Origin of the sequence: uncultured Tessaracoccus sp., from assembly GCF_947286155.1 — a bacterium.
In the GTDB taxonomy this organism is placed as follows: domain Bacteria; phylum Actinomycetota; class Actinomycetes; order Propionibacteriales; family Propionibacteriaceae; genus Arachnia.
Genome location: NZ_CAMYPD010000037.1, coordinates 14,214 through 27,410 on the forward strand (window position 1 = coordinate 14,214; position 13,197 = coordinate 27,410).

13 protein-coding genes and 1 pseudogene are annotated in these 13,197 nt (G+C 68.1%); 11 read left to right on the plus strand and 3 right to left on the minus strand.

Annotated features, from left to right (window positions below):
* Positions 1-6 precede the first annotated feature (6 nt).
* The 5 genes from Q0X68_RS09795 (at position 7) to Q0X68_RS09815 (ending at position 6,388) form a co-directional block, all read left to right on the plus strand.
* Complete coding sequence (locus Q0X68_RS09795; protein ID WP_297750958.1) at positions 7-1,080, plus strand: mannose-1-phosphate guanylyltransferase; 1,074 nt, start codon at positions 7-9, stop codon at positions 1,078-1,080.
* Entirely contained in the window at positions 1,077-1,820 is a 744-nt protein-coding gene (locus Q0X68_RS09800) for a hypothetical protein (RefSeq protein WP_297750960.1), read from the plus strand. The genes Q0X68_RS09795 and Q0X68_RS09800 overlap by 4 nt, the downstream gene beginning before the upstream one ends.
* Positions 1,821-1,950: 130 nt before the next feature.
* On the plus strand, positions 1,951-2,193 hold the full coding sequence (locus Q0X68_RS09805) for a WhiB family transcriptional regulator (RefSeq protein ID WP_108872412.1): 243 nt from the start codon (positions 1,951-1,953) through the stop codon (positions 2,191-2,193).
* A gap of 14 nt (positions 2,194-2,207) precedes the next feature.
* A complete protein-coding gene (locus Q0X68_RS09810; RefSeq protein ID WP_297750963.1) occupies positions 2,208-5,165 on the plus strand; it encodes a glycosyltransferase family 2 protein in 2,958 nt (985 codons plus the stop codon).
* Positions 5,162-6,388, plus strand: a complete 1,227-nt coding sequence (locus Q0X68_RS09815; protein ID WP_297750967.1) for a DUF5719 family protein — start codon at positions 5,162-5,164, stop codon at positions 6,386-6,388. The genes Q0X68_RS09810 and Q0X68_RS09815 overlap by 4 nt, the downstream gene beginning before the upstream one ends.
* On the opposite strand, the gene Q0X68_RS09820 is transcribed toward Q0X68_RS09815, so the two are convergent.
* Positions 6,385-6,804: a metallopeptidase family protein gene (locus Q0X68_RS09820; protein ID WP_297750970.1), complete on the minus strand. Its 420-nt coding sequence runs from the start codon at positions 6,802-6,804 to the stop codon at positions 6,385-6,387. The two genes, Q0X68_RS09815 and Q0X68_RS09820, sit on opposite strands and share 4 nt — an antisense overlap.
* 38 nt (positions 6,805-6,842) lie before the next feature.
* On the opposite strand from Q0X68_RS09820, the gene Q0X68_RS09825 reads away from it, so the two are divergent.
* The 6 genes from Q0X68_RS09825 to ahcY all read left to right on the plus strand — a co-directional run bounded on the left by Q0X68_RS09825 (position 6,843) and on the right by ahcY (position 12,361).
* A complete protein-coding gene (locus tag Q0X68_RS09825; protein WP_297750972.1) occupies positions 6,843-7,199 on the plus strand; it encodes a DUF3499 domain-containing protein in 357 nt (118 codons plus the stop codon).
* 24 nt (positions 7,200-7,223) lie between these two features.
* The gene (gene manB, locus Q0X68_RS09830) at positions 7,224-8,579 is read left to right on the plus strand and encodes a phosphomannomutase/phosphoglucomutase (protein WP_297750976.1); all 1,356 of its coding nucleotides are present in this window, start codon (positions 7,224-7,226) and stop codon (positions 8,577-8,579) included.
* Positions 8,580-9,096: 517 nt separating this feature from the next.
* Positions 9,097-9,285, plus strand: a complete 189-nt coding sequence (locus Q0X68_RS09835) for a Trm112 family protein (protein ID WP_108871474.1) — start codon at positions 9,097-9,099, stop codon at positions 9,283-9,285.
* Positions 9,282-10,286 carry an SIS domain-containing protein gene (locus Q0X68_RS09840; protein WP_297750982.1) on the plus strand — a complete coding sequence of 335 codons (1,005 nt, stop codon included), beginning with the start codon at positions 9,282-9,284 and terminating at the stop codon, positions 10,284-10,286. The genes Q0X68_RS09835 and Q0X68_RS09840 overlap by 4 nt, the downstream gene beginning before the upstream one ends.
* Complete coding sequence (locus Q0X68_RS09845) at positions 10,283-10,714, plus strand: type II 3-dehydroquinate dehydratase (protein WP_297750985.1); 432 nt, start codon at positions 10,283-10,285, stop codon at positions 10,712-10,714. Before Q0X68_RS09840 ends, Q0X68_RS09845 begins: the two co-directional genes overlap by 4 nt.
* Before the next feature lie 231 nt (positions 10,715-10,945).
* A complete protein-coding gene (ahcY, locus tag Q0X68_RS09850; protein WP_297750987.1) occupies positions 10,946-12,361 on the plus strand; it encodes an adenosylhomocysteinase in 1,416 nt (471 codons plus the stop codon).
* Positions 12,362-12,488: 127 nt separating this feature from the next.
* Here the strand turns inward: ahcY and Q0X68_RS09855 are convergent, their stop codons facing one another.
* Both Q0X68_RS09855 and Q0X68_RS09860 read right to left on the minus strand, forming a co-directional pair.
* Positions 12,489-12,731: a DUF3039 domain-containing protein gene (locus Q0X68_RS09855; protein ID WP_297750990.1), complete on the minus strand. Its 243-nt coding sequence runs from the start codon at positions 12,729-12,731 to the stop codon at positions 12,489-12,491.
* 33 nt (positions 12,732-12,764) lie between these two features.
* Positions 12,765-13,197: pseudogene (locus Q0X68_RS09860) on the minus strand (hypothetical protein); the annotation flags it as partial.

Consider the following 13,197-nt stretch of genomic DNA (forward strand, 5'->3'; position numbering starts at 1 on the left):
TACTCCATGCGTTACGTCGTCATCATGGCCGGCGGGTCCGGCACCCGTCTGTGGCCGCTGTCTCGCAAGGGCCGCCCGAAGCAGCTCCTGGACATGTTCGAGGGGAAGTCGCTGCTGCGGTTGGCGTGGGAGCGGCTCGAGGGGCTCGTTCCCGCGGAGCAGGTGCTGGTGTGCACTGGACGGGACTATGCCGATGACGTCCGCGAGCAGATTCCGGAGCTCCTGCCCGAGAACCTCCTTGGGGAACCCGTGGGCCGAGACTCGCTCAACGCGGTGGCCTGGTCGGCCGCGGTGTTGGCGCAGCGCCACCCGGGTGCTGTGGTGGCGATGGTCACCGCCGACCAGATCATCACCCCCGTCGAGCGCTTCCAAGCCGCGCTGCGACGCGCATTCGAGGCCGCGGAACAGCACGCCGACGCGTTGTGCACCCTGGGCGTGGTGCCCACCTCCCCGCACACCGGATACGGTTACCTCCATCGCGCCGACGAGGTGGAGCCAGGCGTCTTTCGTGTCAGCGAGTTCAAGGAAAAGCCGAGCGCCGAGGTCGCGGAGCGCTATCTCGAATCCGGCGAGTACTGGTGGAACGCCGGCATGTTCGTGTGGCGCGCCAGCACCCTCCTCGCGCAGCTCGACCAGCTCCTGCCGGAGAATGCGGCGAAGATCCGACGGATAGCCCGCGAGCCCGAAACGCTCGACGAACTCTTCCCGACGCTGACGAAGACGTCGGTGGATTACGCGATCATGGAGCCAGCCTCCACTGGTCTAACCGACGCGCAGGTGGTGAGCGTGCCGCTCGAGGTGGAGTGGAAGGACGTCGGAGGCTACGCCAGCTATGCTGAGCTGCTCCCGTGCGACGCAGACGGAAACGCCCTCCGCGGCGCCACGGTCATGATGAACTCCTCCGGCTGTATCGTCCTCAATATGACAGGCAATGATCACGTCGTCGCCGCGCTGGGGCTGGAACGGCAGCTCGTCGTCGTGACTCCTCAGGCCACGCTGGTCGCGAGCCTGGACGACCTCGAAAACGTGAAAGCCCTCGTCGCCAAGGTGGCCGAGGAGTATGGAGCCGAATTGGCATGACTCGACCCGACCGCCCTGCGACGAGCCTGCTGCCCTCGCTGCTCGTGGTTTGCCTCGCGCTCGCAGGCCTGGCGCAAGGGGTCTCGCTGATGCTGCAGACGCTCGATCCGGAAGGTTTGGCGCTCCTGCAACGCGGGGGTGTCGTGCCCATGTGGGCGCTGTGGTTGAGTGTTGCACTATCGGTGGTGGCGAGCAACGTCGCCGTGTGGGCGCGCATGGTGGTAGTGCTGTGTTCAGCGATTGGTGTTGTCTTTCGCGGCGTGATGGTGTGTTTGGCTTGGCCAGCTGCAGAGCAAGTCGGTAGGAATCATGGCGTGGCGCTCGTGATCGATTTGACTGCGGCATTCGTCGTCGCCGTGGTGCTCACCGTGTGGGCGGCTTGGGACGTCGCCCTAGTTCGCCGTGAATTCACCACACCCAGGATTCGGCAGGATGGGAGCGTTCCGCTACTACTTCCGCTGCAGGGAAACACTCCGTCGGCCCCGCTGAACGGCTCGGTCACCTCGGCCGCTTCGACGGCATCCCCGGACGTGCCGTTGTCTCCCCATCCGGAGCGCGCCGAGCATCCGGAATCCGCGCTCACGCCGGTGGGCCTCGAACGTTCACGCTTCGGGAAAGCCTCGACCCCGCCCGATGGTTGGCGTCAAGTGTCGTCCCCGTGGCCGCGCGCAGTGGAAGATGACCCGGATGGCACGCTGCTGCGTCCACCGAGGCGTCGCGTTCACTCCCAGCGCCGTTGAGCGGATGACCACGGACACTGCTCGGCGTGTCGTGTTGTGAAGCGCTGAGCACTTTTCTCTCCCCGCTTGACGTGTTCGAATAACACGTGTGTAATTCATGGGGAAGGAGGGCCCGGTGAACGAAGAACTGATGCTTTTGGACGACGACGAAGGCGCCTACGGTTGGCAGGCGGAGGCCTTGTGCGCCCAAACGGATCCTGAGGCCTTCTTCCCTGAAAAGGGCGGCTCCACTCGCGAAGCCAAGAGCGTGTGCCAGAAGTGCAACGTGAAGGAGCAGTGCCTCGAGTACGCCCTCGCACACGATGAGCGCTTCGGCATCTGGGGTGGGCTCTCCGAGCGGGAACGACGTAAACTCAAGCGCGCAGCAGTCTAAACACGGAGGAGCGCGTGAGCGAAGCCGAGGAAGGGCAGCGCTTCAAAGATCTTTGGGCGTGGGCCGACGAGGATGATGCGGAGTTCGTCCCTGAGCCAGTACACCCCGACGACGTCGCAGCCGTGATGGTGGTGCACAACGCCGCGTCGTGGCTACCCGAACAACTCGACGCGCTCGGTGCCATGACGCAGCGCCCGGGTGCCGTCGTCGCCGTGGATGTTGCGTCGACAGATGAGTCGGCTGAGTTGTTGCGCGCCGCCGTGGATGAGGGCGTCATTGACAAGGTGGTCTCCGCCGAGCGCGAGTGCGGTTTCGCGGACGCCGTGGCCGCGGGCATCGACGGTGAACCGGCCTGGATCTGGGTGCTGCACGACGACTCCGCACCCGATCCGACAGCGCTGGCCGAACTGCTCGCGATCGCACCCACCGCCGACCTCCTGTTCCCCAAACTGATCGAGCCCAGGCGGCGCAACTACCCAGACATCATCGCCGAGTGCGGGCAGTCGATGACCAAAGGCGGGCGCCGCGTCGGCATTCCCGAGGAAGGTGACGTCGACCAGCGTCAGCTCGAACCAGGGGCCACCTTGGGTGGCTCCACGGCGGGCATGCTGGTGCGCGGGGGGCTATGGCGCGAACTCGGCGGGCTCGCCCCCGAACTGCCCGGGCACCGCGACGGCGTAGACCTCGGCTGGCGCGCCAACATCGCCGGCTGGCGAGTAGTGACGGCACCGACCGCGACGCTCGTGCACCGGCAGGCGTCGATGGCGGGGGAGCGCCCCATGGCTCACCATCCGCACTTCGACGATCGCCTCGCGGCCCTGCGCGTCGCCCGCGTGCACGGCGCTGGGTCGGCGCGGCTGCGGTTGGGCAGCTGGTGCCGCGCCGTCGGATTCCTACTCGCCAAATCACCTGGCCACGCCCGAGCGGAGCTGCGCGCCCACCGGCGGTTCGCGTCCACCCGCAATGTCACCCGCGCCCTTCGCGAGCGCGTGCCGGAGGGCGACGCCTCCGCCGTTGACGACCTGCTGCCCGCCAGGAGCTGGGGCCTGCGCAAGGCCTTCGACTCTGTGGGCAGCGCGGTGGCCGGGCGCTACCGCGACTTCACCTCCGACACTTCCCTCGACGAGCTCACCTCCGACGAATTCGGCACCCACGACGCCGCCCCGCGTCCGCTGATCGCGCCTGGGCTATTGCTGGTGCTCGCGTTCTTGCTCGCCGGCGTCGGAGCGAGCTGGCGGCTCTGGGGCGGCGCCGACGTAACTGGCGGCGGCATGCTGCCCGCCCCAGCCAGCCTCACCGGTGCCTGGCAGGCGTTCCTGCGCGAGGCGAATCCGGCGCTCGGGTTGGGCGCATTGACGAGCACCATCCTCGGCGGGCAGCCGTGGCTGGCGAATTTCGTCGCGGTGCTGCTCGGTCCGCTGTTCGCGGCGCTCGCGGCGAACTCCCTCGGGCGGCAGCTCGGGGTGCGCCCGGGCACTGCGGCGGCCGCTGCCGGGGTGTGGGGTGCTGCGGTGTTGGTGCTGGGTCTGCCGTCCGGTGGTGACGTCAGCGGCGTGGTGGCGGCCATCGTCGGGCCGCTTGTGGTGAAGCAGGCGCACCGCGTGGTCATCGACCGCTCCGAGGGGGCTGAGCGCCTGCGCGCGCCCGCCGTCGGGGCGTTCTGGTTGTTTGTGCTCGCGGCGTTCTGGCCGCCGGCGCTGGTGCTGGCGACGCTCGCCGCCGCGGTGGGCATCGGCATGCGGCGTGTGCGGGGCGTGCCGGGCGCGACGTTCGTCGTGCCGGTGTGGCTGCTGTTTCTGCCCTGGCTAGGGCATCTTGTGCAGTTCCCCGGGCGCGTACTCACCGGCATCGACCCGCTCGCCTGGCCCGACTTCCCGCCCGCCGCGTGGGCGCTGCTTGCCGGGCGCCTCATGCCCGCCGGCATCCCGGTGTGGCTGAACGCTGGGTTCTTCGTCGGGCTGGCGCTGCTGGCGACGTGGGGGCTGCTGCGCATCCCGCAGCCCGGGCGACGTTGGGGCGTCGCCGCGGTGATCGTCGCGCCGCTGATCGCCGGCGTGGGGCTCTCGCGCCTGGCGCTCACCGTCGACGGAGGCCAGACGCGCGCGCTGCTGTCGCCCTGGGCGCTGCTCACCGTCGCAGGCATGATCGCCGCCGTCGTGCTCGCTGAGCACCCGCGCGCCGCAGAGCATCCGCGCGCGTTTACCGTCGTGGGCTCCGGCGTGCTTGCTGCAGTGGTGCTGGGAGCGTGGCCGTACGTCGGCTTCCAGGGGCCCGTCACCAGCGATGGCGGAGCGCTGCCTGGGTACGTGCGCAATGTGCTCTCCTCACCGCGAGACAGCCGAGCCTTGCTGATCGAGAAGTCTGGCGACGTCTTGGAGTGGAACGTCGCCGACGCCACCCACCCGCAGTGGGGTAGCGCTGAGCGCACCCCCGGCGGCGAACTCGGCGAGCAGTTTGAGCAGCTCGTGCAGGCCTTCGCCGGTAGTCAGGTACCCGACGATCTCGCCCGGCAGCTGCAGCGCGTCGCAGTATCGCACGTGTGGCTGCGCGGGTTCTCGTCCGACGAGCTCCTCGCACTCGGCAACGCGGAGGGCCTCACCAGCGCCCCTAGCGACGACGCCACCGTGTTCACCGTCACCGGCCTGGTGAGCCGGGCGGTCATCGAGGACGGCGAGTCGCGAGCTCCCGTCGTCGAAGGCAAGATTCCATCTGGCGACGCATCCAGGCGCCTCGTCATCGCCGACCCCGACGTCGCCGAGGTACGCGTCGCCGACACGAGGCTGAAGCGCATCGAGGGCGACCTACCCACCTTCGAGCTCGGCGAGTTGCGCGGCGCGCTCGAGTACTCTACCGGGCGCCGCTGGGTTGCCGTCGGGTGGATGGCGTTCGTGCTGCTCGGGTTGGGGTTGCTGGCGGTGCCGACGATGCAACCGCGCGCGGGTGCCCGTCGGGCTGGGGAGGATGAACGATGAAGCTGCACATCTTGCCCGTCTCCGTGGTGGCCGCAGGGGCGGCGGCCGCGCTGGGGATCAGCCTGATCTCGCCCGTCCCGGTCGAGCGTGACTCGCAGGTGACGCCGCCACTCGAGAGCCGGGTCTACTGCCAACCGCTCGGCGAGGGTGAACTCCTGGCCTCTGGGCAAGGGAAGGTCGTCACCGCGCAGTATGGCGGTGAGGAGAGCGCCCCGCGCGACGTGGTGCGCGAACCTGCGAACGCACTCACCACCGTCCGCGGCATCGCGCCCACGGGCGGCGTGCTCGGAGCCGACGGCATCTGGGCGCCCTGCCAAGCCCCCGCCACGAGCGGCACGGTGCTGTGGCCCGACGCGTCGAAGGCCGAACTGCGGCTCACGAACCCCGACGCGACCGACGCCTCCGTCGACCTCATCGTCACCGGACCCGACGGTGAAATTAGCGCCGTGGGTGCGCGCGACATCACGCTCTCACCAGGGCAAACGCGTCAGGTGGCCGTGTCCGTGCTGGCCCGCGGCGTCGAAGGCCCGGTGGTTGCGCACTGGTCGACGAGCCGCGGCCGAGCGCTCGCCGTCGGCGTGACCGCAGGTACCGTGCACTTCGCAAGCCCTTCGACGACGCCTGCCACCAAGCACACGCTGCCCGGCCTGGCACGCGGGGGGAAGCCGACGGTGTTGATCGCCAACCCCGGCGAGCAGCGCGCCACGGCCAGCGTGGCCTTCCACGGGCCATCCAGCACGTTCACGCCCACGGGCGGAGAGGAGATCTCGGTGCCGGCGCGCTCCGTCGTGGCGGTAGCGCTCGACGCGGGCACCGCCGGCGAACCCGGCGCGTTCACCGTCGACAGCGATGTGCCGGTGGCTGCGTCGTTGCACTCGACGATGGGCGACGTCGCTGCGGCTAGTGGGGGCGTGGTACAGGATTCCGCGCTGGCCGGCGTTGTGCCCGCGGGTTCCACACTGCAGCTCACCAACCTGGGTGCGAATCGAACGAAGGCGACGGTGACGCTCGACGGCGCTGAGCAGGAGGTCGTCGTGGAACCCGGCACCACCGGGACGCTGCCGGTGCCGGGTGAGGGTGGCGTCGAGGTGAGTGTCGCCGCCGACCAGCCGCTCGTCGGCGCGGCGGTGACCACGAAGGGTGCGGCAGTAGTGCCACTGGGCACGGGCACCGTTGCGGAGGCGAAGCCGCTCACCGCCAAACTCGACCCGACCCTGCGTTAACCCCAGTCGTCGTGGCCGCCCAGATCGTCAATGCTGCGCCCGGAGAGCGTGGCGAGCTGCTCGACGAGGGTGCGGTGCACGAGTTCTTTGAGCGCTGCAGGCGACGCCGCGCGGTGTTCGAGGGGGCGCTCGTAGAGCACGATGCGGGCGCGCTGGTGCTGGTCGGCCTCGACGCCGGCGGAGAGCGGCACGCGCTCGCCCGACCACCGGCTGCTGAGGTACGGAACGTCTTCCACGCAGACCACAACGTCGTCGAGCGCGAGGGTGTCGTGGGCGAGCACGGCGGCGATCGCGTCGCGCACGCATTGGCTGAAGTAATCTTGCCGCGACTGGGCACGGCTGAGGCGAGCGGGGGAACCGGGAGCCGTCAGCGGACCACGGATTCCGCGTCCATGTCGGTCTCTCCTGCGTGGCATGGGCCAACTCTAGCCCGTTCGTGGTTAGTCTCTCGTTCGTGCGCCGTTGTTCTCGATCCTCCTGCGATGCCCTCGCCGTCGCGACGCTCACCTACGTCTACGCCGAATCTACGGCGGTGATGGGGCCGCTCGCGGCAACCCACGAGCCGGGAGCGTACGACCTGTGCGCCAAGCACGCCGAGTCGATGTCGGTGCCGAAGAATTGGGACGTGATCCGCCTGCCCGACGCGGACCCCGTCGCAGAGCACCGTGCTCAGGTCGCCGACGATGAACTCATGGCGCTCGCCGACGCCGTCCGCCAGATCGGGCTTCGCCACGACGAGGTCTCCTTGCCGGAGGCTCCGTCCGCGCCGGTCGAACCGGTGGAGCCCAGGCTGCGTATCGTGCGCGAGTGATGAGCCGGGTGCTAGTCTGAGCTGGTGCTGAACGACCAGATTTTCAAGGCCAACGACATCCGCGGCATCGTCGCTGGGAACCAGCCGGAATGGGACGTCGATGGGGCTGCGCAGCTCGGGGCCGCGTTCGTGCAGCTCACGGGGGCGAGCGAGTTCGTGCTGGGGCGCGACATGCGCCAGCTGGGGGAGGAGCTCTCCGCTGCGTTCGCGGACGGTGCTCGCCGCGCTGGAGCCGACGTCGTGCAGCTCGGCCTCACCAGCACCGACCAGCTGTGGTACGCCTCGGGCGCGACGGGCCTGCCCGGCGTGCAGTTCACGGCGAGCCACAACCCCGTCGAGTACAACGGCATCAAGTTTTGCCTCGCCGACGCGAGCCCAGTGCCGGCCGACTTCATGACCAAGCTGCGCGACCTCTCCCCGACGGTGGACCTCTCGCGGCCCGTCTCCGGGAGCATGCGGGAGTGGGATTCGCTTCCGGGCTACGCCCAGAAGCTGGGCGAGCTCGTGCCCATGCGTGCTGGGCGGCGATTGAAAGTGGTCGTGGATGCGGGCAACGGCATGGCCGGGCACACCGTCGACGCCGTACTGGGTGGTCGCAACGTGGACGTGGTGGGGCTCTACCTGGAGCTCGACGGGTCGTTCCCGAACCATCCGGCGAACCCACTGGTGCCGGAGAATCTCGTCGATGCCCGGCGCGCTGTCGTCGAACATGGTGCGGACTTGGGACTGGTGTTCGACGGCGATGCCGACCGCTGCTTCATCATCGACGAGCGTGGCAAGGTGGTGGACCCGTCGGTGATTACTGCGATGATCGCTCGGGCGGAGTTGGAGCGGGAGCCGGGGTCGGTGATCGTGATGAACACCATCACATCGCAGTGCGTGGCCGAGGCAGTTGAGGGGCGGGGGGAGCTGGCGCGTTCGCGCGTCGGGCACACCTACGTGAAGGCACTGATGGCTGAGCGCAACGCGATCTTCGGCGGCGAACACTCGGCGCACTACTACTTCCGTGATTTTTGGTCGGCAGATACCGGCATGCTTGCCGCGCTGCACGTGATGGAGACGGTGCGTGGCGGCGGGGTGCTTTCCGAGCTGGCGAGCGCATTCGACGGGTATGCGCGCTCGGGGGAGATCAACTCCACCGTGGCGGACACCGATGCCGTGCTCGGCGCGGTGGCCGCTGCGTTCGAGGGGCGCGGGCGGCACGAACTCGGCGACGGGCTCACCATCCGCGACGCCGACGCCGGCTGGTGGGTGAACCTGCGCCCGTCGAACACCGAGCCGCTGCTGCGCCTGAACGTGGAGGCCCGCGATGAGGTAACCATGGTCGCACTCCGCGACGAGGCCCTCGCCCTCGTGCGTGGCGCGTCGGCGGTTGAGTAGCGGCGCCCATCTGATGGTTGAGTAGCCACCGGAGGTGGCGTATCGAAACCACAACTGCTGGAGGAGAAAACTGCAAAACTCGCCAACAGACGAAGCTGTCCCCGCTCAGCTGAGCGTGAGGCATCCAGCTGTTGGCGAGTTTTGCAGTTTTGTCGCGGCATCTCGACACGGCGACTACGTCGCCTACTCGATGACCGGGTGACGATGAGTCCGCATCCCCCGGTGGTTGAGTGGCCACCGGAGGTGGCCGTATCGAAACCTGCCCTACTGCCGGTGGTTGAGTAGCGGCGAAGCCGCGTATCGAAACCACATCCGCCTGGTGATTTCGACTCGCCGCTTGCAGCGGCGGCTCGATCGTCGACGCGTGACCCCGGCTTCCACCGCCTACCTAACCCGATATCCACATGCGTTTGCCAAATCCGGCCTCAATGGCACTGTTCAGCAAACGCATGTGGATATTGGGTTAGCTCTCGCCTCGTACACCCCAGCGCGGATCGGTACGCAGTAGGCTTGGGCCATGGCTGAAACCATGGATCTCTCCCCGGAACTGCTGGCGATCCTCGCCTGCCCCTCGTGCCACGCGAAGTTCGCGGTCGACTACGACTCGAACGAGCTCGTCTGCACGAATCAGTCGTGTGCGCTGGCCTACCCGGTGCGCAACAACATCCCCGTGCTCCTCATCGACGAGGCGCGGTCCACGCTGTGATCCCCTTCGACGACGCCCGCCTGGAAGCGCCGACACTCGCCGACCACGAAGGGCTGCGCTGGCTCGCCTCCGCCGGGGCACGGGTTCGTCGGCTGCAGTTCGACGCCATCCTGCCCCAGCTCGAGCGCGGCGACCGCCCCCGCGGCGTGCTGCTGATGGGCGCTGAGGCCAGGCTGATGCGCGCGGTGCTCGAGCCGGTGTGCCCGGTACCGCTCATGGCTTGGTCGGGCGCGACGCTGCCCGCGTGGGTTGGTGCGCTCGACCTGGTTGCCATTGTCGACGACCAAGACCCAAGCTCCGGCCTCCTCGAGGCATCCGCCGGCGCCGCCCGCAGAGGAGCGACGGTGCTTGTCGCGGCGCAGGAGCATTCGCCGTTGGCGGAGGTGACGTCGGGTGCGGAGACGACGCTGGTGTCCGTCGACGACCACGATCCGACGGCAGCCGCCGTAGCGCTGCTCACGTTGCTGGGGCAGCTGGGGCTCGGCCCGCACGTCAACCTGGAGGGGGTCGCCGAGGCGGTGGACCTCGTCGCAGAAAGCTGCTCGCCGCTAAAGGATCTGTCGTCGAATCCGGGCAAGGAGCTTGCCATCGCGTTCGCGGATCACGTGCCGCTGATCTGGGGCGGCTCGGTGCTTGCCAACCGTGCCGGGCGGCGGATCGGTGAGGCGCTCCGGCACGCGAGCGGTGTGCCCGCGCTGGCCGCCGACGCCGCGGAGCTTGCGGCGGTGCTGCGCAACACGGAGCGACGAGATCCGTTCGCCGACCCCGACGATCAACCCCGCACCCCGATGGTGCTCCTGCTGGACGTCGACGAGGTGCCGCCGGGCGTGCAGGCGCGCGTGAGCGAGATCGAGAACCTGGCCGACGCCGCGTCGGTGCGGGTGGTGCGCATTGCATCGGGCGCCGCTGACTACCCGCTCGCCCCCGTCGAGCGCTACGTGACGCTGCTCGCGCGCGGGCTGTACGCCGTCGAGTATCTGAAGATTGGATTGTGCCGATGACGACGAAGGTGCTGGTGTTGAACGGTCCGAACCTGGGAAGGCTGGGGTCGAGGCAACCCGACGTGTACGGCGCGCTCACGTATGAGGGGCTGGCGGAACACCTTGTCGAGACGGGGAAGCCGCTCGGCTTCGACGTCGACGTGCGGCAGACCGAGCACGAGGGCCAAATGATCGAGTGGCTGCACGAGGCCGCCGACGGCGGCCACCCCGTCGTGATTAATGCTGGGGCGTGGACGCACTACTCGTACGCGATCGCCGACGCCGCCGCCCTCGTACCTCGCTACGTCGAGGTGCACATCTCCAACGTGTTCGCGCGCGAGGAATTCCGGCATCACTCGGTGCTGAGCGCCGGCGCGGCGGGGATCATCGTCGGCTGTGGAGTCGGCGGCTACGACCTCGCCCTTGCACACCTCGCCTCGCTGGCGTAGCGGAGTTTCCGGCCGAGGCAGGTGCAACCTGTGCGGCAACTGAGCGGATTATGTGTCACCTGCTTCTGGACGACGCCTCGTCGCGGCTAGGCAAGTGACACTTGTTCCGCAACTGAGCCGCACAGGTTACCCCTGCCCGGCGGAGGGAGCGCGCCCGACGGGCACCCGCCACCCGACGAGCACCGCCGCGCGACGGGCATCGTCGCGGCAAAGCGCGTAGGCTTGGCTACCGTGGAATACCAAGTTGCAGACCTGTCGTTGGCCGAGTTTGGGCGCAAGGAGATCGCGCTCGCTGAACACGAGATGCCGGGCCTCATGGCCATGCGTGAGCGCTACGCCGCCGAGCAGCCACTCAAGGGCGCGCGCATCGCCGGCTCGATTCACATGACCATCCAAACCGCCGTCCTCATCGAAACCCTCACCGCGCTCGGTGCGGAGGTGCGGTGGGCATCGTGCAACATCTTCTCGACGCAGGACCACGCGGCGGCGGCGATCGTCGTCGGCAAGGACGGCACCCCCGACGACCCGCGCGGCGTGCCCGTGTTCGCGTGGAAGGGCGAGACGCTCGAGGAGTACTGGGAGTGCACCTCGCGCATCTTCGACTGGGGCGATGAGCTGCCCAACATGATCCTCGACGACGGCGGCGACGCTTCGATGCTCGTCCACGAGGGCGTGCGCGCGCAGGAATCCGGCTCGATCCGCGAGGCCACCGACGACGACTCGCATGAGTTCCGCGTCTTCCTGGACACGCTGCGCACCAGCAACCTCGATTGGAAGGCCATCGCCGAGTCGGTGCGCGGGGTCACGGAAGAAACCACGACGGGCGTGCACCGTCTGCACGAAATGCACCGCAACAACGAGCTGCTCTTCCCGGCCATCAACGTCAACGACTCCGTCACCAAGAGCAAGTTCGACAACAAGTACGGCTGCCGCCATTCGCTCATCGATGGCATCAACCGCGCCACCGACGTGCTGATCGGCGGCAAGGTCGCCGTCGTATGTGGATACGGCGACGTGGGCAAGGGCTGCGCGGAATCGTTGCGCGGGCAGGGAGCTCGCGTGATCGTCACGGAAGTCGACCCCATCTGCGCGCTCCAGGCCGCGATGGACGGCTACCAGGTGGCGCGCCTCGACTCCGTCCTCGAAGAAGCCGACATCTTCGTCACCTGCACCGGCAACCGCGACATCATCATGGCCGACCAGATGGCCCGCATGAAGCACCAGGCCATCGTCGGCAACATCGGCCACTTCGACAACGAGCTCGACATGGCCGGCCTCGAAGCCCGCACCGACGTCACGAAAGTCGAAATCAAACCGCAGGTACACGAGTGGCGCTTCGACGACGGCCACAGCATCATCGTCCTCTCCGAAGGCCGCCTGCTGAACCTCGGCAACGCCACGGGGCACCCGTCGTTTGTGATGAGCAACTCGTTCACCAACCAGGTACTCGGGCAAATTGAACTATTCACGAAGCGCGACGAGTACCCCGTCGGTGTCTACGTGCTGCCGAAGCACCTCGACGAGGAAGTCGCCCGCCTGCACCTCGACGCGCTGGGCGCCGAACTGAGCACGCTCACGCAGGCGCAGGCCGACTACATCGGCGTCCCCGTCGACGGGCCCTTCAAACCGGACACATACCGCTACTGATTGAGCCCTCCTCGACACACACGATGGTGTGAGATCTGTTACGGAAATCCGCAATAGATCTCACACCATCAGTGTTGTAGGGGCAAGCACCAGCATCCCGACGCACCCCGCGCCGGGCGAGCGCCGCTCACCCGTTCGACTTCAGCGACTCCCAGATCTCTTTGCACTCAGGGCAGACAGGGTAGCGGTCGGGGTTGCGCGACGGCACCCACACCTTGCCGCACAGCGCCACGACGGGGGTACCGTTTACCATCGCTGCGGTCAGCTTGTCTTTCGGCACGTAGTGCGAGAAGCGGTCTTGGTCGCCGTCCTCGAACACCTCCGTGCGTTCGTCGAGCACCGTCTGTGAACCGGGGGCCATCTCACTCATGCCCCACATTCTACGACGGCGCTCCTCACGGCTTCAGGTGAGCAGCGATACCGTCAGCCAGAGCACCAGTCCGCCGAGTGCCAGCGCGCTGCTCACCATCCACACCCAGAACCAGGCGCTGTGGGTTTCTTTCGTCTTCTTCGGCTGATACTTGCCCTGCCCGAGGTAGCTGCCCAGCACACTGACGGGAGTCTCGGAGCGCGGCGACACGCTCTCCGATGCAGCCCCGACGAAGGGCACCGGCGTGACGGGCGCGTTGGGCACAGCAACGCTGCCCGACGGGAGCCCCGTCGTTCTGGGCAGGGGGGAGTAGAGATCGCCACCGGGCAGTTGTGCCGCGAAGTAGTCGAGTGCCTTCGCTAGTTGCGCGGCCGTTTGGGGGCGCCGGTTCGGGTCGGGCGAGAGCACAGAGGCGAAGAACGTGTCGAGGCTCGCGGGGGCGCCGATTTGTTCGGCAATCGGCACG